Source organism: Streptomyces antarcticus (assembly GCF_026627255.1).
GTDB classification, from domain to species: domain Bacteria; phylum Actinomycetota; class Actinomycetes; order Streptomycetales; family Streptomycetaceae; genus Streptomyces; species Streptomyces antarcticus.
On the sequence record NZ_JAPNLM010000012.1, the window covers coordinates 173,200 to 190,184 of the forward strand.

Genomic DNA, 16,985 nt, shown 5'->3' on the forward strand with positions numbered 1-16,985 from the left:
AATCGCGCTCCCCGAAACACCTGATCAGGCCCTCTCCGCCTTCGTGGGCTTGCCGGCCTTCTCCGCCTTCGCCGCGGCCTTCATCTCCTGCTTGTGGGCGCGCACCTTGGCCAGGGACTCCGGGCCCGTGATGTCGGCCGCCGAGCGGTAGACGCCGTCCGGCCCGTACCCGCCCGCGGCCTCCCGCCAGCCCTTCGGCCGTACCCCGAACCGCTTGCCCAGCAGGGCGAGGAAGATCTGGGCCTTCTGCTCGCCGAAGCCGGGCAGCTCCTTGAGCCGCTCCAGCAGCTCCGCGCCCGTCCCGGCGTCGGCCCAGACGGCCGCGGCGTCCCCGCCGTAGTGCTCCACCAGGTACGCGCACAGCTGCTGCACGCGCGTGGCCATCGACCCCGGATAGCGGTGCACGGCCGGCTTCTCCGAGAGGAGGGCGGCGAAGGCCTCCGGGTCGTAGGCGGCGATGGCGTGCGCGTCCAGGTCCTCGGCGCCGAGCCGCCCGGCGATCGTCCAGGGCCCGGAGAACGCCCACTCCATCGGCACCTGCTGGTCGAGCAGCATCCCGACGAGGGCGGCGAGCGGGCTCCGGCCGAGCAGGGCGTCGGCCTCCGGCTGCTGGGCCAGCCGGATGACGGGGGTGTCCTTGTGCTCCATGGCTCCAGCCTGCCCCCGGGCGGCGCTCCCCGCGCGGCCGCCGCACCGCGCGCCTAGCGTGAGAACGGCACGTGCGAGACGTACGGCACGTGCGAGAACGCGCGACGGGCATGGGCACACGACACAGGAGTCGATCGATCATGGCTGAGTTCCCGGAAGGCGCCCCGTGCTGGGCGGACGCGATGTTCACCGACGTGGAGGCCGCCAAGACCTTCTACGCCGACGTGCTGGGCTGGACCTTCGGCGAGTCCAGCAGCGAGTACGGCAACTACACGCAGGCCTACTCCGACGGAAAGGCCGTCGCGGCCGTCGTCCCGCCGATGCCGGGGGCGGACGCCCCGTCGCAGTGGTGCCTGTACCTGGCCTCGCGCGACGCGGCGGCCACCGCCGAAAAGGTGAAGGCGGCCGGCGGCGAGCTGCTGATGGAGCCGATGCAGGTCGGCACCTTCGGCACGATGCTGATCGCGAAGGAGCCGAGCGGGGCGGTGTTCGGCGTCTGGCAGCCGGGCGAGCACAAGGGCTTCGAGAAGACCGGCGAGCCGGGCTCCTACGCCTGGGCGGAGGTCTTCACCCGGGAGCCGGACAAGGCGGACGGGTTCCTGCCGAAGGTCTTCCCGTACGGGGTCCGGCGCATCGAGCCGGGGAAGGACCCGGAGGCGGACGCCATGGACTTCAAGCTGTTCACCCTGGGCGGCTCCGCCCACGAGAACGCGGTACTGGGCCGGATGAGCATGGGCGAGGAGTTCCCGCCCGAGATCCCCTCCTACGTCCAGGTCTACTTCGCGGTCCCGGACTGCGACGAGGCGGTCGCGAAGACCAGGAAGCACGGCGGGACGCTGCACTTCGGGCCGATGGACAGCCCGTTCGGCCGCTTCGCCGCGGTGACGGACCCGCAGGGGGCCGCCTTCGCCGTCATCGACGTGACGACGACCGTCGGGGAGATGCCGGAACTGTCGGACGCGTGACGACGCCCGCCGCGCGCCCGGAGCGGCCCGAACGGTTCCGCTCCGGGCCGCCGCGGCCGCAGGCGCCAGCCGGTCGGGTGGTTCGGGATCGCGGGTGCGACGGGCTGACCACACGTCACGCCGAAGGGGCCTACGGTCGGTTCCGCGCGGCTCTCCCGAACCGTGCGAAACGCAGCGACCCCCTACGGCAAGAGGTCGAACCACCCATGTCCCTGAGCATCCGCAACCAGATCGCAGGCACCGTCGTCGGTGTCGCCATGGGCGGCGCCATGGCCTCCGTCACGGTGGACGTGAACGGCGGCGGGCTGACCGCGGCCATCACCAAGGACGCCGTCGAGACGCTCGGCCTGGCCGCCGGGATCCCCGTCGTCGCCCTGGTCAAGTCGACCGAGGTCTCCCTCCAGGCCCTCTGAGCCCCGCCCCGGCTGCCACCGCCGCCCTTGCCGCTACCGCCGCCGTGCCGCCACCGGCCCGGCCCTCGGCTTCTGACCGGCTCCCGCGCGGCTCACCGCCGCAGCAGGACGATCACCGACCCCCACATGGTCAGCAGCACGTTCCCCAGGGCGTACGGGACCGTCGTCCCCAGGGCGGGGATCTGGCTCCGCGCCCGTTCCGTGAGGGCGCCGAGCGCGGCGGTGGTGGTCTGGGCCCCGGCGAGGGCCCCGAGCAGGATCGGCAGGTGCAGGCGCTGCACGAAGTGCCCGTACAGGAAGCCGGCCAGCAGGGGCAGGGTGGTCACGGCCGTGCCCCACAGCAGCAGCGGCCAGCCGGCCTCCCGCAGGCCGGGGACGAAGGTGGGGCCGGCGTTGAGGCCGGCGTTGAGGCCGACGACGGTGACGAAGACGCAGAGCCCGAGCGTGCCCATGAGCCACTGGGCGGCGGAGGGCAGGTTGCCGTACGTCGGGTACTTGCTCCGGATCCAGCCGAAGACCGGGCCCATCAGCAGGGCCCCGGTCGAGGTGGACAGCGAGAGCGGCGCCCCGGCGGCGTGCAGCGCCGGGATGCCGAGGCAGCCGCCGAGGAACAGCCCGAGGGCGATCCACACCATCTCGGTGGCGAAACTGGTCGGCACCGGCTTGCCCAGGACCGCCGCGGCCGCGTCGACGCGGTGACGGGGCCCGGTCAGCCCGAGGGTGTCGCCGCGCTCGACGGTGCTGTCGAGGCGGACCCGCAGGTCGGCGCCGCGCCGCCAGTGGCCCTCGATGAACACCCCCGGCATGAACTCCTCGTGGCGCAGGGTGCCGATGGTGCGTACGGTCCGGTCCCCGCGCGCGGCGTCCCGGTCCCCGCGCGCGGCGTCCCGCCGCCGGCCCGTGACGACCACGTGCAGGGTCTCGGTGCGGTAGCCGAGCAGCTCGCTGTCATCGGTCTCCACGCCGATGTGGCTGCGGGCGTCGTACGCGACCAGGTCGCCCCGGACCGCGCTGACCGCGAGGGTGTCGCCCAGCTCGATCCGGGTGCCGGGGTCGTGTTCGAGGATCTCCCCCGCGCGGCGCAGCCGGGTGATGTACAGCCGTCGTCCGGCCGCCTTCTGCTCGGCCTCGAAGTCACCGATCGTGCGGCCGGCGAAGCGGGGCACGTCCAAGGGGTACGCGCGCAGCACGTGCTTGTAGTAGCCCTCCCCGGCGTCGGGGTCCTGGTCCACCGCCTCCAGGTCGGCGGCGAGCACGGCGCTCTCCTCCGCGAGGTCCTTGCGCACGAGGCGGGGGAGCACCCCCGCGAGCATCAGCGCGGGCAGGACGCGCTCGTCGTCTGCGTCACCGGGCTCGGCGCCGCCTGGCTGTTCGCCTCCCTCGCCGGCTACGGCCCCGGGCTCTCGGCCGGGCTGCTCGGCGGCGGGCTCACCCAGTCCGCCGTCATCGGCGTCGGCGCCGACGCCATCGCGCACCTGCCCGGGCTGAGCCCCGCCGAGGCCAAGGACGAGTCCCACCTCGTGGCCGTCGCGTACGCCGTCACCTACCCCCTCGGCACGAGGAACACCTGGGGCAGGCCGTCCTTGCGCAGGGCCCGGAAGAACTGCGGGCCGACGTCGTAGCCGAGGGCGAACAGGAACATCGGGAAGAACACGGACTTGATCGGCCCGTCGATCTCCACCTTGGCCTGGGAGCCGATGACCAGCCCGGCGACCAGGCAGCCGGTGACGGCGCCGAGCGCGAGCGACCGGTAGCGGAGCCGGCCGAGGAGGAAGCCGGCGGCGATGGTCAGGAAGATCAGCAGCTCCGGGTACGGCCGGAAGACGTTGTCCCTGAGCCACTCCATCCGCCCTCCCGCCTCCCGCCTCCCGCCGCGCGCCGCCTCGCGAGAACGCTAGGCGCGTTCACGGCGCCCCGCACGCGCGGAAGGGCCGCCCGAGTTGCCCTGGTCACCGGTACGTCCGGACGTCAGGTACGTCCGGTCCGCAGGTCGCGCGTTCCCATCCGGACCGGACGCGGGGCCGCGAAGTACGACGCGTGGCCCTACGTCGGCATGACGCCCTGGACGCGGGAGAGCGCGGAGACACGTTCGGCGTCACGCAGATGGCACCAGGCATCGAGGTACGGCGGGTCGAGTTCGAGGCGGCTGAGGGCCGGTCCGCGGTCGCGTCCAGGAACTCCGTGAGGCGGGCCGAGGGCATGCCGGTGACGAGACCGCGGACCGGGAGACCGGGACCTGGGGAACGCCGAAGGGCCCCGCTGCAAGCAGCGGGGCCCTTCAACGTATTGCCCGGTGAGAGCAATGGCGGAGGATACGAGATTCGAACTCGTGAGGGGTTGCCCCCAACACGCTTTCCAAATGTTCGTACGCCCGTCCGGCTGGGCTCGTACCCGTCCTGACCTGCGTCGGAGTGCTTTCATGGCCTCAGTCCGAACGCGCCCGGACGGAGGCGAATGCAACCAGAACTGCAACCACAGGCCCTACTTGCCGCCCTCCGGGCCGTACCACTGGAGGGGCTGCCCGGTCACTGCGGCGATGCATTCGAAGTCGTGGTCGCGGTGCAGGAGGGTGAGGCCCTGGAGCTCCGCTGTTGCGGCGACCACGAGATCCACCGCGCCGGCACTGCGGTGCTTGCCCTGTTTGGTGAGCGCCTCCTGAACCTGCCAGGCACGGTCGTAGGCGCGGTCATCGACAGGGACCCAGCCGAAGATCAACCGGATGTCCTCGATCCCGCGCGCCCGGTCAGCGGAAGACCGGGCGCTGTAGAAGAATTCCAGCTCCGTGATGGGGCAGGTGGCGATGAGTCCGGCAGCTGCCGCCTGGTCCCAGCCGTACTGTTCCGCGTCTCCCCGCAGGAAGCGGGCGAGGGCGCTGGTGTCGATCAGGAACTGTGCCGCGTTCACCGCCGGTAGTTCCTCTTGTCCTCGAACAGCTCCAGGTCGAAGGCACCCTGATCGGCGGCGGCCCGGAGCCGAGTGAGGGCCAGCGCGCGGCGCCGGTTCTCCAGCACTTCGCGCAGCGCTGTGTTGACCGTTTCCTTCTTGGTGCTGGTCCCCAGGGCTTTCGCCACATCGGCGACCAATTCGTCGTCCAGGTCGATGACGGTCCGGCTCATGTGCACCTCCTGATATCAACTGTGGAGGCAAGTATATCTCACCCTGTGTCGGGCGCGGGTGATCTCGTCCTACGCGGGCAGACGCCGCGGATGCGGGAGAGCGTGAAGACGCGCTCGTCTTCTCGCACGATGGGGCGGTGCGCAGGCGGGCGGCAAGGGCGCCCGGGTCGACGGTGGTCGGTGTCCTCGCGGTGTGGCAGACGCGTTGCGGCGACCGCCCCCCGCGCCGGCCCCGTCGCGGGGTTCGGTACGGGGGCGGCGGCCCTCTGCGGTCGGGTCCTCTCGATGCCCGTCCTCAGCTGCGGCTCGGCTGGATCATCTTCCGGCCGGCGGTGCTTCCGCCGTCCACCGCGACCGAAGCGCCCGTCATGTAGGGGAAGTCGTCGGACGCGAGCCCGAGCACGGCGCGCGCGATCTCCTCGGCCTCGGCCATCCGCTCCAGGCCATCGATGTTGAGCGGGCCGAACGCCTTCTTGTACGCCGCCCAGGCCTCGTCCGGGATGCCGGGCGGGCGGACGAAGGGGGTGTCGGTGGTGCCGGGCAGCAGGGCGTTGACCCTGATGCCCCGGGGTCCGTAGGCGAGCGCGGCGGCCTTCACGATGCCCTGCACCGCCCGCTTGCTCGCGGTGTACGCGGCGCTGGTCGGCCGGGCCTGTTCGGCCGCCGAGGAGGAGGTGCAGACGATGACGCCGTGCCCGGCCTTGAGCATGTACGGGATCTCGTACTTGATGGCGAGGAAGACGCCCCGGGCGTTGGTGGCTTGGACGTCGTCCCACTCCTCGACGCTCAGCTCGTGCGGCAGCTTGCCGCTGCCGATCCCCGCATTGTTGAAGGCCACGTCGATGCCGCTGTACCGGCTCGCGACCCGGTCCGCGAAGTTCTGCATCTGGTCGGCCACCCGCACATCGGCCTGGATGTACGTGGCTTCGCCGCCCGCGTCCCGGATCTCCCGTTCCACCTGACGCCCCAGCTCGGCCCGCCTGCCGCAGAATCCGACGTGGGCGCCGGCCGCCGCGAAGGCCTGGGCGGTGGCCCTGCCGATACCCGAGGTACCGCCCGTGATGAGCACCGACTTCCCCTGGAACCGCCCGTCCTTGGCGCGCGACCCGGCCTGAGCGGCGCTCGCCGTGTGTGCGCCCGCGCCGAGGGCCGAGCCCGCCACTCCGAGGGCGGCCGCGCCACCGAGCAGGGACCGCCGCCCCAGGGGGCCGGCCTTCGCGTTCCCGCTCGCGTTCCCGCTCGCGCTGCCGCTCGTGTTCCCGTTCCCGTTGCCGCTCGTGTTCGTATCCATGGCGGTCACACTCGCAGTCCGGGCCGGGTGTCCGGCTCCGCCCGCGGGCCGGTCATGGCGGCCGGTGGGAGGAGGAGCCCTCCTCCCACGGCAGGACCCGGGGACACCGGCACCCGCCTATCGTGAAGCGCGTGAATCGATCAAGGATTGAACTCGTGTTCGACCAAAGGTTCGCCGCCTTAAGGGCGTTGGTTCTCGTCGGCGTTCTCGTCGGCGATCTCCTGCTGGTGCACCGGCCGTCCGGGGTCCGGGACTGGGGCCTCGCCGCGGCCGGGCTTGCGCTGTGTGCGGTCGCAGGCCGGTGGGCGTTCGGCGCGCTGCTCACACTGTCCGGCCTTCTCGTTGCCGCGCACGCGCTCGGCTCGGACATCGTCCCCGCGTTGAAGGTGCTGGCCGCCGTCACCCTCTTCGAGCTGGCCGTACGGGAGTATGGTCGCCGCCCGGTGGCCGGGGCGACGGTACTGGCGCTCGCCGTCGCCGTGAACCGCCTCGCCGACCTGCCAGGCGAACTCCCCTCGGTGCTGTACAAGATGGGCATCGTGGCCGGCCTGCCGCTGCTCATGGGCGCGTACGTACGGGTCACCCGCGACGCCGCCCGCACCGCACGCGCGCACGCGGAACAGGAGGAGGCCCGCGCCGGTCAGCGGTTGCTGGCCGCCCGCGCTGTGGAACGCACGGCCATCGCACGCGAGTTGCATGACCTGGTGGCCCACCACGTCTCGTCGATGGTGCTGCGCGTCGGTATCGCCCGGCACGTCATCCCCGCCACCGTCGATGCGCGGGTCACCGAGGTCTTCGACGACCTGCACTCCAGCGGCAGCGAGGCCCTGGCCGATCTGCGCCGCCTGGTGTCTGTGCTGCGTGACCCGGACAGCGTCGCGGGAGCCGGGACGGCCTCCGCCCTGGTCACGCCCGGGGCGCTGCCGGTCGCGCTGGAGTCGGTGCTGGAGGGCAGCCGCCGCACTGGTCTGGCCGTCACCGCGGCCGTGGATCCGGCCCTCGCGCGCCTCGACGCGGTGCGCGGCCTCGCCGTGCTCCGTCTGGCCCAGGAGGGCCTGGCGAACGCGGCCAAGCACGCCGGCCCCGGTACACGGGCCGAGTTGACCGTACGGGTGGCCGACGACGACGCCGTGCACCTGACGCTCCAGGACGACGGTGCGGGTCGTCCCAGACCGTCGGCCCCGGGCCCGTCGGGGCACGGGCTGATCGGCATGCGCGAACGCGTGGACCTGTTCGGCGGCCGCCTGGACGCGGGCCCGACGCCCCGGGGCTGGCGGCTCACGGCCGCACTCCCCGCCCCGCCCGCCTCCGTACGACTCCCGGAGCAGACACCGTGATCCGCATTCTCGTGGCCGACGACCAGCAGCTCGTCCGAATGGGCCTGCGCATGCTCTTCGAGCAGGCCCCTGACATCGACATCCTCGGCGAGGCGGAGAACGGCGCAGAGGCGGTGCGGCTGGCCGAGCGCCTCCTTCCGGATGTCGTCCTCATGGACCTGCGGATGCCCGTCATGGACGGCATCACCGCCACCCGCCGCATCCTGGCCGCCTGCCCCGCCACCCGCGTCGTCGCGCTCACCACCTTCGACGACGACGATCATCTCTACCCGGCGCTGGCAGCCGGAGCCTGTGGCTTCCTGGTCAAGGACACCCCACCGGCCGAGCTGATCGACGCCGCACGCCGGGCTGCGGACGGCGAGGCCCCGTTCAGCCGGGACGCTCTCGACCGGCTCGTCAGCCACGCCGTCGACGCCCGCGCCGGGGCGTCTCCCGGCACCCGCGCCCATGTCCCAGTGGCGCCCGCCATCACCCCGCGCGAGCGGGAGGTGCTCGGCCTGATTGGCAGTGGCCTGTCCAACAAGGAGATCGCCGACCGCCTGCACCTGGGGGTGACCACGGTCAAGACGCATGTGGCGAACCTGATGGCGAAGACGGGCCGGGACAACCGCATCCGCCTCGCCGTCCTCGCCGTCGCCACGGGCATCACGGCGGACCAGGAGCCGTCGACCACGCCCTAGTGTCCTGAGGCAACCACGGAATGCCGTGCTTGCGGCTGCCGGACACAGCGGGTGGAGACTCGGCGGATGGGTCCCACCAGAGCTCGGATTCGGGTCGTTTTCGGCCTCCAGGGCCGCCCTGCCTAGGGTGGTCTTCAGGCATGAGTCCGTGGACCACAGCGTGGAGGAGCCGATCATGAGCACTGCCCCGAATCTGCCTCTCCCGCCGCGCAGACCCGAGGAGCCTCATCCACTGAGGACCATCCGGGAGATCCGGGAGTCCCTGCCCGAGCATCAGCTCGGGCACTTCGATGCCGAGCTCGCCGACACCGACATCGATGCCCTGCCCGACATGCTTCACCGCTGGGCGACGCTGGGCAGCGACGGGTTTCTTGAGCGGCTTGCGGGGGCCCCGTTCGAGGGGCTGGAATTCGGGCAGCGGTCCCACGACGACGCGGCGGACGGCGAGTGATCTATCTACTCGACACCAACCTCGTCGCTGAGATCACCACCCGGCCGAAGCCTGCCCCGGCCGTCATGTAGCGAAACGTCCGGTTACGCATCGAATGCATGAGACTCGAACTGAGACCACGGCACGCAGAAGGCCCCGGCCGGTTTCCCGGTCGGGGCCTTCAAGTGCCCGGTGAGAGCAATGGCGGAGGATACGAGATTCGAACTCGTGAGGGGTTGCCCCCAACACGCTTTCCAAGCGTGCGCCCTAGGCCACTAGGCGAATCCTCCGCGGCAAACAATACAAGACGTTGAGGGGTGCTCGCGAACGTGATCGTCCGCGAACGTCCGCGAACGATCGGGCCGGAGTTCCGGCCGGAGTCCGGCTCGATTCCGGGGCCATTCATCCGCTAGGGTGGGGCCAGCCCCTCACGTGGCGCTATCTCACCCAATTCCCCCAGGGCCGGAAGGCAGCAAGGGTAAGTGGGCTCTGGCGGGTGCGTGGGGGGCGCTTTGCGTTCCGGGGCGGGTCCCGTGGCGTCCGGGGCGGGTGCCCGCGGCGTTCGCCGGTGGGTGCCCGGGGCGGGATCCGCGGCGGCTGCGGGCCGCCGTTGTCGGTGCGCCCGGATAACCTCGTAGACGTGTCGTCCCTTGCGCTGTACCGCCGCTATCGCCCCGAGTCGTTCGCCGAGGTCATCGGGCAGGAGCATGTCACTGCACCGCTGATGCAGGCCCTGCGGAACAACCGGGTCAATCACGCGTACCTGTTCAGCGGGCCGCGGGGCTGTGGAAAGACGACCAGCGCGCGCATCCTCGCCCGCTGTCTGAACTGCGAGCAGGGCCCCACCCCGACCCCGTGCGGGGAGTGCCAGTCCTGCCAGGACCTCGCCAGGAACGGGCGGGGCTCCATCGACGTCATCGAGATCGACGCCGCCTCGCACGGTGGCGTGGACGATGCCCGCGACCTGCGCGAGAAGGCCTTCTTCGGGCCGGCCTCCAGCCGCTACAAGATCTACATCATCGACGAGGCCCACATGGTCACCTCGGCGGGCTTCAACGCCCTGCTGAAGGTCGTCGAGGAGCCGCCGGAGCACCTGAAGTTCATCTTCGCCACCACCGAGCCGGAGAAGGTGATCGGGACCATCCGGTCCAGGACGCACCACTACCCGTTCCGGCTGGTGCCGCCCGGCACCCTGCGGGACTACCTGGGCGAGGTCTGCGGGCGCGAGGGCGCCACGATCGAGGACGGCGTGCTGCCGCTCGTCGTGCGCGCCGGCGCCGGATCCGTGCGCGACTCGATGTCCGTCATGGACCAACTGCTCGCCGGCGCCACCGACGCCGGTGTGACGTACGCCATGGCGACCTCGCTGCTCGGCTACACCGAGGCCTCGCTCCTCGACTCCGTCATCGACGCCTTCGCCGCCGGGGACGGGGCCGCCGCCTTCGAGGTCGTGGACCGCGTCGTCGAGGGCGGCAACGACCCGCGCCGCTTCGTCGCCGACCTGCTGGAGCGGCTGCGCGACCTGGTCATCCTGGCCGCCGTGCCCGACGCCGGGGAGAAGGGGCTGATCGACGCCCCCGCCGACGTCGTGGAGCGGATGCAGGCCCAGGCCTCCGTCTTCGGCGCCGCCGAGCTGTCGCGCGCCGCCGACCTGGTCAACACCGGCCTCACCGAGATGCGGGGCGCTAACGCGCCGCGGCTGCAGCTGGAGCTGATCTGCGCCCGCGTGCTGCTCCCCGCCGCCTTCGACGACGAGCGGTCCTTCCAGGCCCGGCTCGACCGGCTGGAGCGCGGCGGGGCCGGTCTGGCGATGGCCGCCGCCGCTGCCGCCGCACCCGCCGTTCCGCAGCCCGCCATGGGGTACGTCCCCGGGCCCGAGGCGCACGCCATGGCCCCCGCCGGACCCGGCGGGGGAGCCGCCGCCGCACGCGCCGCCGCGCGGGCCCCCGAGCCGGAAGCGGCCCCCGTCCCGCCGGTACGGGCTCCCGCGCCGCCGGAGCCGTCCTCCCAGGCCGCCCCCGCCGCTCCCCAGGCCGCCCCCGCCCCCGCGCCGGCCGCCTCCGCCCCGGGGGCCTGGCCCGGTGCGGCGCAGCCCGGCGGCGGCACCCCCGGTGCCTGGCCCGGAGCCGCGGCCCCGGGGGCCGCCGCACCGTCCGCCGCCGCCCAGCCCGCACCCGCCCCGACTGCCCCGTCCGGCTCGTCAGCCCCGGCCGCGGGGGCGTGGCCCAGCGCGGCCGCCCCCGGGCAGGGCATGCCCGCCGCCCAGGCCCAGCCCCCGGCGCCCGCCGCCCAGGCTCCCGCCGGGCCCGCGGCCCCCGCGCCGTCCCCGGGCATGGCCGCCGGCGCCGGGCAGATCCAGGCCATGTGGCCCTCCGTCCTGGAGGCGGTCAAGAACCGCCGCCGCTTCACGTGGATCCTGCTCAGCCAGAACGCCCAGGTCGCGGGCTTCGACGGCGCCGTCCTGCAACTCGGCTTCCCCAACGCCGGAGCCCGCGACAACTTCGCCAGCAGCGGCAGCGAGGAGGTGCTCAAGGCGGTCCTCGCCGAGCAGTTCCAGGTCAACTGGAAGATCGAGGCCGTGGTGGGCGGCGGTGGCCCGGCCCCGGCCGTCTCCTCCTCGTACGCGGCCCCGGCCCCGCCCGCCTACAGCCCGGCCCCGGCCCAGCAGGCCCCCGCCGCCCCGTACCAGCAGCAGCCCCCGCAGTCCCAGCAGCAGTCCCCCTCCCCGCAGCCCCCGGCACGGCAGGCGCCGCCGCCGGTGGCCCCCGAGGACGACGTCCCCGAGGAGGACGATGCCGACCTGGTCGACAGCGCCCTGACGGGTCACGACCTCATCGTGCGGGAGCTCGGAGCCACGGTTGTGGAGGAATACACGAACGAGTAGGCCCCCGCAGTTGGGTGGCCGCACGAATCCGGCCGCGCCGTCCCGGCTAGGCTGAGCAGCGTGAAGGTCCTCGTCATCGGCGGCGGCGCCCGCGAACATGCCCTGTGCCGCTCTCTGTCCCTCGACCCCGACGTCTCCGCCCTGTACTGCGCTCCCGGCAACGCCGGCATCGCCGAGGTGGCCGAACTGCGCCCCGTCGACGCCCTCAACGGCACCGCCGTGGCCCGGCTGGCGGCCGAGCTAGGCGTCGGCCTCGTCGTCGTCGGCCCGGAGGCGCCACTCGTCGCCGGTGTCGCCGACAGCGTCCGCGCCGCCGGCATCCCCTGCTTCGGCCCGACCGCCGCAGCCGCGCAGCTGGAGGGCTCCAAGGCCTTCGCCAAGGACGTGATGGCCGCCGCCGGGGTCCCGACCGCGCGCAGCTACGTGTGCACCACCCCCGAGGAGGTGGATGCGGCGCTCGACGCCTTCGGTGCCCCGTACGTCGTCAAGGACGACGGCCTCGCCGCCGGCAAGGGCGTGGTGGTCACCTCCGACCGGGCCGCCGCCCGGGCCCACGGAGTGGCCTGCGACCGCGTCGTCATCGAGGAGTACCTCGACGGCCCCGAGGTCTCCCTCTTCGCCATCACCGACGGCGTCACCGTGGTGCCCCTGCAGCCCGCGCAGGACTTCAAGCGCGCGCTCGACGGCGACGAGGGCCCCAACACCGGCGGCATGGGCGCGTACTCCCCGCTGCCCTGGGCCGACCCGAAGCTGGTCGACGAGGTCATGGAGCTGGTCCTCCAGCCGACCGTCGACGAGCTGCGCCACCGCGGCACCCCCTTCTCCGGCCTGCTCTACGCGGGTCTCGCGATCACCAGCCGCGGCACCCGGGTCATCGAGTTCAACGCCCGGTTCGGCGACCCAGAGACCCAGGTGGTTCTGGCCAGGCTGCGCACTCCGCTCGCGGGCGTCCTGCTGCACGCCGCCAACGGCACCCTGGACTCCGAGCCCCCGCTCAGCTGGCGCGACGACGCCGCGGTCACGGTGGTCATCGCCTCGCACAACTACCCGGAGACCCCGCGCACCGGGGACCCCGTCGAGGGCCTCGCGGAGGTCGCCGAGCAGGACGCGCCCGACGCGTACGTGCTCCACGCCGGGACCCGGCAGGAGGGCGGCGCCGTCGTCAGCGCGGGCGGCCGCGTGCTGTCGGTGACGGCGACCGGTTCCGATCTGGCGCAGGCCCGCGAGAAGGCGTATAGGGCCGTCGCACGGATCCGGCTGGACGGCTCCCAGCACCGTACGGACATCGCGGCCAAGGCGGCCGAAGGGCGCTGAGCCGCCTCGAGGTGGGACCGCGGGCCCGGTACGCACGAGGTGCGTCCGGGCCCGCGGGCATGTCCCCGGGCGATTGCATCCAGCCGCGTTCGAACGCACCCACCTTTACCCAAAGCCATTCCATCGGGTGATCGTCACCCGGTCTGCCTGACGTTCGGGCGTGCCCCAACTAGGGTGCGGCGCAAGCATTCCGGCACTTGGCCCACCGGCATTGCGATGTCAGGGGCGGGTGTCACAGTGGGGGAGTGAGCAAAGCCGCCGCAGGGCAGAGGGGGTGAGGTCCGGCCGTGTCCGGAACCGTTTCGATCATGGAAGTGGGCGTGCCGTCCGCGCGTTCCCGCGCCCTGGCCGTGCTGCGGGTACGCAGCAGGGCCCTGGCCGTCGGGCTGCTGCCCGCCGCCCTCGCGGTGGTGCTGGTCGCCGCCCGGATGACGGGCCGGCTGGCCGGTGACCCCTGGCCCGCGGTGACCCTGGCCGTCTGCGTGGCCGCCGTGCTGGTCCTGCTCGTCTGGGGGGCCTTCGCCGCGGTGGTGCTGCGGGCGAGCCCCGCCGTGACCCCGACGGTCCCGCTGTCGGAGACCGCCGCTCCCGACCTCTACCGGCTGGTGCGCGACCTGGCCGACCGGATGGACGTACCGGCGCCCTCGGCGATAGCCCTGACTCCGGACTGCGACAGCTGGCTCGAGGACCGCACCCACGCCGCCCACCGCCGCGGCGGCAGGTCCGCCGGGCCGCAATCGCAGCCCGGGGCGGCCCCGGTGCTGGTGATCGGCTCGCCGTTCCTGTGGTGGATGCGGGTCGCGGAGCTCCGGGCCGTCCTCGCCCCGGTCGTCGCCGGTACGGGCCCCTCCGCGCACCCCGACATAGCCGACGCGCGCGGCTTCGTACGCGGGCTGGACGCCGCCGTGGACGTGGGCGGCCGGCCCGGCCTCGGCTGGATCGCCGGGCCCGCGCGGCTGCTGCTGCGGCTGTGCCGGGTGGACGCCGCCGAGATGGAGCGCGGCGTGGCCGCGGCCGCCTCGGACCGTGCACAGGGTGTGGACTACGGGCTGCGCATCGTCGCCCAGGAGCAGGTCGGCCTCGCCTACGCGGGCTGGGACCGGCTGCTGACCCGGGTCGCGCTGCCCGCCTGGCGGATGGGCCGCTGGCCGGCGCACCTCGACGCCGGGGTGGTCTCCGCGCTGACCGAGCTGTCCCGGCGGGACCGGCTGGCCGAGGGGTTCACCTCGCGCCTCGGCGAGCGGCCCGCCTGCGATCTGCTGGACCAGCCCGGGGTGATCGACGAGGCGACGTCCCTGCTGGCCGCGCGCCTCTTCCACGGCGGCCCGGCCGAGCCCGGGCCCGACTGGTCCCCCGTGGACTGGACGGCGTACCCGGAGGAGGTCGTGGACCGCAAGTGGCGCACCGAGGCGGCCCGCCTGCACACGGCCCTGGACATCCTGTCCGCCCCCACGGGCACCGGGGCCCCGGCCGCTTCCGCCCCGGCCGTTCCCGCGGGCGCCCCCGGCAAGACCGCCCCCGGCAATACAGCACCCGGCAAGACCGCCGCACCCAAGACCGCGCCCGGCGAGCCGGCCCCCGGTACGGCCGCCCCCGCGGACACCGCCCCGGCCCCCTCGGACGCCTTCACCGGGCCCACGCTGGAACGGGTGCTCGGCTACCTCACGGATCCCGCCGGCGACGGCGCGCCCGGCGAGGCGCTGGCCGGCCGCCTCAGCGGGGACCTGGCCCGCGAGGAGCGCGCCTCGGGCCCGGCAGACGGGGCCGGGAAGGCCCGCGGCGCGGACGCCGTACCGCTGTTCCCGCTGCAGCCGCCCCGCAGCGGCCGGGACCTGCTGGCCGATCACGTGACCGCGATGGTGTGCTGCGCGGCGGTGGACTCGGCCGGCGCCGCCCCCGGGCTGGACTGGCTCGACGGGCCGGTCCTGCTGGTCGGCGGAGCCCGCCGCTCCGATCTGGCGCCGCGCGTGCTGTCGCTGGTCGAGGAGGGCGACCCGGGGCCGCTGCGGGACTGGCTCGCCGACCTGGGCGTGCGCCCGGAGAAGCCGGTCCGCCTGGTCTGACGCATGACGCCTGACGCATGACGCATGACGCCTGACGCCTGACGCCTGACGCGTACGCCGGATGTCCGACGCCCGAACCGCCCCCGTGCGGTCGACGGCTCGTACAGGCAAACGGACGGGAATGTTCCGGTCACGTCAATTCGCGACGAACGGTGACGGAGTGCGTGCGTTATGTGATGTGCTGGGACCGGTCGCGGCCCGGTGACCGGAAACGGTGACCGGAAACAGTGCCGCGCAACGGCTGGGTGAATGCCCGTTCGGGGGAGCGAGGGAGGGGAGAGGTCATGGGTGCGGACCAGATCCGGCGTTGGGAGTCAGGTGCGCTCGCGCACGCGGTGACCGACCCCTTCGGGCAGGGGCCCCTGCCCTGGTTCCGGGGCAGCGAGCTCTACTTCGACGACACCGGCCAGGTCGTGCCCTGGTACGTGGACCCGGCCACCGCGGCCGCCGGCACCGGCCGGATCCCCCGCGCCCGGAGCAACGGCGGCCCCCGCACGGCCGACGACGTGCACCGCCAGATCAAGGGCTTCGCCTCCACCGGCGCCGTCACCCCTGGCGAGGCCATCGACTTCCACGTCACCGTCGACCCGCCCCAGCAGTTCTCCGTCGACGTCTACCGGATCGGCCACTACGGCGGTGACGGGGCCTCCAAGATCACCACCAGCCCCCGCCTCTCCGGCATCGTCCAGCCGGCCCCCCTCACCGCCGACCGCACCGTCTCCTGCCACCACTGGTGGATGTCCTGGCGCCTCCAGGTACCGAGCTACTGGAGCGTCGGGGCGTACGTGGCCGTCCTGACCACCGTCGACGGCTACCGCTCCCACGTCCCCTTCACGGTCCGCGACGACCACCCCGCCGACCTGCTGCTCCTGCTCCCCGACATCACCTGGCAGGCCTACAACCTCTACCCGGAGGACGGCCGCACCGGCGCCAGCCTCTACCACGCCTGGGACGAGGAGGGGCGGCTGCTCGGCGAGCGGGACGCCGCCATCACCGTCTCCTTCGACCGCCCCTACGCGGGCGCCGGTCTGCCCCTGCACGTCGGCCACGCCTACGACTTCATCCGCTGGGCCGAGCGCTACGGCTACGACCTCGCCTACGCCGACACCCGCGACCTGCACTCCGGCCGCGTCGACCCGACCCGCTACCGGGGACTGGTCTTCCCCGGCCACGACGAGTACTGGTCGGCCCCGATGCGCCGCACCGCCGAGCGCGCCCGCGAGCACGGCACCTCGCTCGTCTTCCTCTCCGCGAACACCATGTACTGGCAGGTGGAACTGGGGCCGTCCCCCTCCGGGGTCGACGACCGGCTCCTCACCTGCCGAAAACGCCGCGGCCCCGGACGCTCCAGCCTCTGGCGCGAGGTCGACCGCCCCGAGCAGCAGCTCCTCGGCATCCAGTACGCGGGGCGGGTCCCCGAGCCCGAGCCCCTCATCGTGCGTAACGCGACGCACTGGATCTGGGACTCCACCGGCGCCGGCGAGAACGACGAACTGCCCGGCCTGGTCGCGGGCGAGGCCGACCGGTACTTCCCGCGCACGCAGCTCCCCGAGCACCTGGACCGCATCCTGCTCGCGCACTCCCCGTACCTCGACGGCGAGGGCCACCGGCGCCACCAGGAGACCTCGCTCTACCGCGCCCCCAGCGGCGCGCTCGTCTTCGCCTCCGGCACCTTCGCCTGGTCCCCGGCGCTCGACCGGCCCGGCCACGTCGACGAGCGGGTCCAGCGGGCCACCGCCAACCTCCTCGACCGGATCTGCAAGCACGACTGACCCCCCGGGCGGTGCGGGGGCCTCCGTGCGGGAGAATGGGGGTGCGCTCGTACAGAACCACAGGGAGACCCC

Annotated in this window: 16 protein-coding genes, 1 tRNA gene and 1 other RNA gene; 11 read left to right on the top strand and 7 right to left on the bottom strand. The window is 73.4% G+C overall.

Annotated elements, in window-relative coordinates; genetic code table 11:
• Positions 1 to 24: 24 nt before the first annotated feature.
• Positions 25 to 648, bottom strand: a complete 624-nt coding sequence (locus OTB16_RS19910; protein WP_267721609.1) for an HhH-GPD-type base excision DNA repair protein — start codon at positions 646 to 648, stop codon at positions 25 to 27.
• 140 nt (positions 649 to 788) lie between these two features.
• Here OTB16_RS19910 and OTB16_RS19915 point away from each other — a divergent pair, with 140 nt between their 5' ends.
• Positions 789 to 1,613, top strand: a complete 825-nt coding sequence (locus tag OTB16_RS19915; RefSeq protein WP_267721610.1) for a VOC family protein — start codon at positions 789 to 791, stop codon at positions 1,611 to 1,613.
• Positions 1,610 to 2,026 (top strand): TOBE domain-containing protein, encoded by a 417-nt coding sequence (locus OTB16_RS39650; RefSeq protein WP_420717750.1) that lies wholly within the window; start codon positions 1,610 to 1,612, stop codon positions 2,024 to 2,026. Before OTB16_RS19915 ends, OTB16_RS39650 begins: the two co-directional genes overlap by 4 nt.
• A 92-nt stretch (positions 2,027 to 2,118) precedes the next feature.
• Here the strand turns inward: OTB16_RS39650 and OTB16_RS19925 are convergent, their stop codons facing one another.
• Positions 2,119 to 3,282 carry an aspartate-alanine antiporter-like transporter gene (locus OTB16_RS19925; RefSeq protein ID WP_267721611.1) on the bottom strand — a complete coding sequence of 388 codons (1,164 nt, stop codon included), beginning with the start codon at positions 3,280 to 3,282 and terminating at the stop codon, positions 2,119 to 2,121.
• Here OTB16_RS19925 and OTB16_RS39655 point away from each other — a divergent pair.
• A complete protein-coding gene (locus tag OTB16_RS39655; protein ID WP_420717751.1) occupies positions 3,217 to 3,648 on the top strand; it encodes an aspartate-alanine antiporter-like transporter in 432 nt (143 codons plus the stop codon). The two genes, OTB16_RS19925 and OTB16_RS39655, sit on opposite strands and share 66 nt — an antisense overlap.
• On the opposite strand, the gene OTB16_RS19935 is transcribed toward OTB16_RS39655, so the two are convergent.
• The 4 genes from OTB16_RS19935 to OTB16_RS19950 form a co-directional block, all read right to left on the bottom strand.
• Positions 3,570 to 3,872 (bottom strand): aspartate-alanine antiporter-like transporter, encoded by a 303-nt coding sequence (locus tag OTB16_RS19935; RefSeq protein WP_267721612.1) that lies wholly within the window; start codon positions 3,870 to 3,872, stop codon positions 3,570 to 3,572. The two genes, OTB16_RS39655 and OTB16_RS19935, sit on opposite strands and share 79 nt — an antisense overlap.
• A gap of 635 nt (positions 3,873 to 4,507) precedes the next feature.
• Complete coding sequence (locus tag OTB16_RS19940) at positions 4,508 to 4,930, bottom strand: PIN domain nuclease (protein WP_267721613.1); 423 nt, start codon at positions 4,928 to 4,930, stop codon at positions 4,508 to 4,510.
• Positions 4,927 to 5,142, bottom strand: coding sequence for a type II toxin-antitoxin system VapB family antitoxin (locus tag OTB16_RS19945; RefSeq protein ID WP_100202944.1), 216 nt, complete (start codon positions 5,140 to 5,142; stop codon positions 4,927 to 4,929). The genes OTB16_RS19940 and OTB16_RS19945 overlap by 4 nt, the downstream gene beginning before the upstream one ends.
• Positions 5,143 to 5,437: 295 nt before the next feature.
• Positions 5,438 to 6,433 (bottom strand): SDR family NAD(P)-dependent oxidoreductase, encoded by a 996-nt coding sequence (locus OTB16_RS19950; protein ID WP_267721614.1) that lies wholly within the window; start codon positions 6,431 to 6,433, stop codon positions 5,438 to 5,440.
• Between the two features lie 155 nt (positions 6,434 to 6,588).
• On the opposite strand from OTB16_RS19950, the gene OTB16_RS19955 reads away from it, so the two are divergent.
• The 3 genes from OTB16_RS19955 to OTB16_RS19965 all read left to right on the top strand — a co-directional run bounded on the left by OTB16_RS19955 (position 6,589) and on the right by OTB16_RS19965 (position 8,901).
• Positions 6,589 to 7,770, top strand: coding sequence for a sensor histidine kinase (locus OTB16_RS19955; protein WP_267721615.1), 1,182 nt, complete (start codon positions 6,589 to 6,591; stop codon positions 7,768 to 7,770).
• On the top strand, positions 7,767 to 8,450 hold the full coding sequence (locus OTB16_RS19960) for a response regulator transcription factor (protein WP_267721616.1): 684 nt from the start codon (positions 7,767 to 7,769) through the stop codon (positions 8,448 to 8,450). The genes OTB16_RS19955 and OTB16_RS19960 overlap by 4 nt, the downstream gene beginning before the upstream one ends.
• A gap of 175 nt (positions 8,451 to 8,625) precedes the next feature.
• The gene (locus OTB16_RS19965; protein WP_267721618.1) at positions 8,626 to 8,901 is read left to right on the top strand and encodes a hypothetical protein; all 276 of its coding nucleotides are present in this window, start codon (positions 8,626 to 8,628) and stop codon (positions 8,899 to 8,901) included.
• 181 nt (positions 8,902 to 9,082) lie between these two features.
• Here the strand turns inward: OTB16_RS19965 and OTB16_RS19970 are convergent.
• A tRNA-Ser gene (locus OTB16_RS19970) sits at positions 9,083 to 9,170 on the bottom strand.
• 129 nt (positions 9,171 to 9,299) lie between these two features.
• Between OTB16_RS19970 and ffs the strand changes: the two genes are divergently transcribed.
• The 5 genes from ffs (at position 9,300) to OTB16_RS19995 (ending at position 16,913) form a co-directional block, all read left to right on the top strand.
• Positions 9,300 to 9,398: signal recognition particle sRNA small type (ffs, locus tag OTB16_RS19975), an RNA gene on the top strand.
• Positions 9,399 to 9,520: 122 nt separating this feature from the next.
• On the top strand, positions 9,521 to 11,764 hold the full coding sequence (locus tag OTB16_RS19980) for a DNA polymerase III subunit gamma and tau (protein WP_267721619.1): 2,244 nt from the start codon (positions 9,521 to 9,523) through the stop codon (positions 11,762 to 11,764).
• Positions 11,765 to 11,824: 60 nt separating this feature from the next.
• Positions 11,825 to 13,078 (top strand): phosphoribosylamine--glycine ligase, encoded by a 1,254-nt coding sequence (purD, locus tag OTB16_RS19985; protein WP_267721620.1) that lies wholly within the window; start codon positions 11,825 to 11,827, stop codon positions 13,076 to 13,078.
• A gap of 308 nt (positions 13,079 to 13,386) precedes the next feature.
• Complete coding sequence (locus OTB16_RS19990) at positions 13,387 to 15,141, top strand: M48 family metalloprotease (protein ID WP_267721621.1); 1,755 nt, start codon at positions 13,387 to 13,389, stop codon at positions 15,139 to 15,141.
• Between the two features lie 284 nt (positions 15,142 to 15,425).
• Entirely contained in the window at positions 15,426 to 16,913 is a 1,488-nt protein-coding gene (locus OTB16_RS19995) for a N,N-dimethylformamidase beta subunit family domain-containing protein (RefSeq protein WP_267721622.1), read from the top strand.
• Positions 16,914 to 16,985: the final 72 nt, after the last annotated feature.

Coding starts and splice junctions, on each gene's coding strand:
- OTB16_RS19915 (WP_267721610.1), top strand. CDS start 789: ATGGCTGAGTTCCCGGAAGGCGCCCCGTGCTGGGCGGACGCGATGTTC.
- OTB16_RS19945 (WP_100202944.1), bottom strand. CDS start 5,142: ATGAGCCGGACCGTCATCGACCTGGACGACGAATTGGTCGCCGATGTG.
- OTB16_RS19990 (WP_267721621.1), top strand. CDS start 13,387: ATGGAAGTGGGCGTGCCGTCCGCGCGTTCCCGCGCCCTGGCCGTGCTG.
- OTB16_RS19965 (WP_267721618.1), top strand. CDS start 8,626: ATGAGCACTGCCCCGAATCTGCCTCTCCCGCCGCGCAGACCCGAGGAG.
- OTB16_RS19910 (WP_267721609.1), bottom strand. CDS start 648: ATGGAGCACAAGGACACCCCCGTCATCCGGCTGGCCCAGCAGCCGGAG.
- OTB16_RS19995 (WP_267721622.1), top strand. CDS start 15,426: ATGGGTGCGGACCAGATCCGGCGTTGGGAGTCAGGTGCGCTCGCGCAC.
- OTB16_RS19950 (WP_267721614.1), bottom strand. CDS start 6,433: ATGGATACGAACACGAGCGGCAACGGGAACGGGAACACGAGCGGCAGC.
- OTB16_RS19935 (WP_267721612.1), bottom strand. CDS start 3,872: ATGGAGTGGCTCAGGGACAACGTCTTCCGGCCGTACCCGGAGCTGCTG.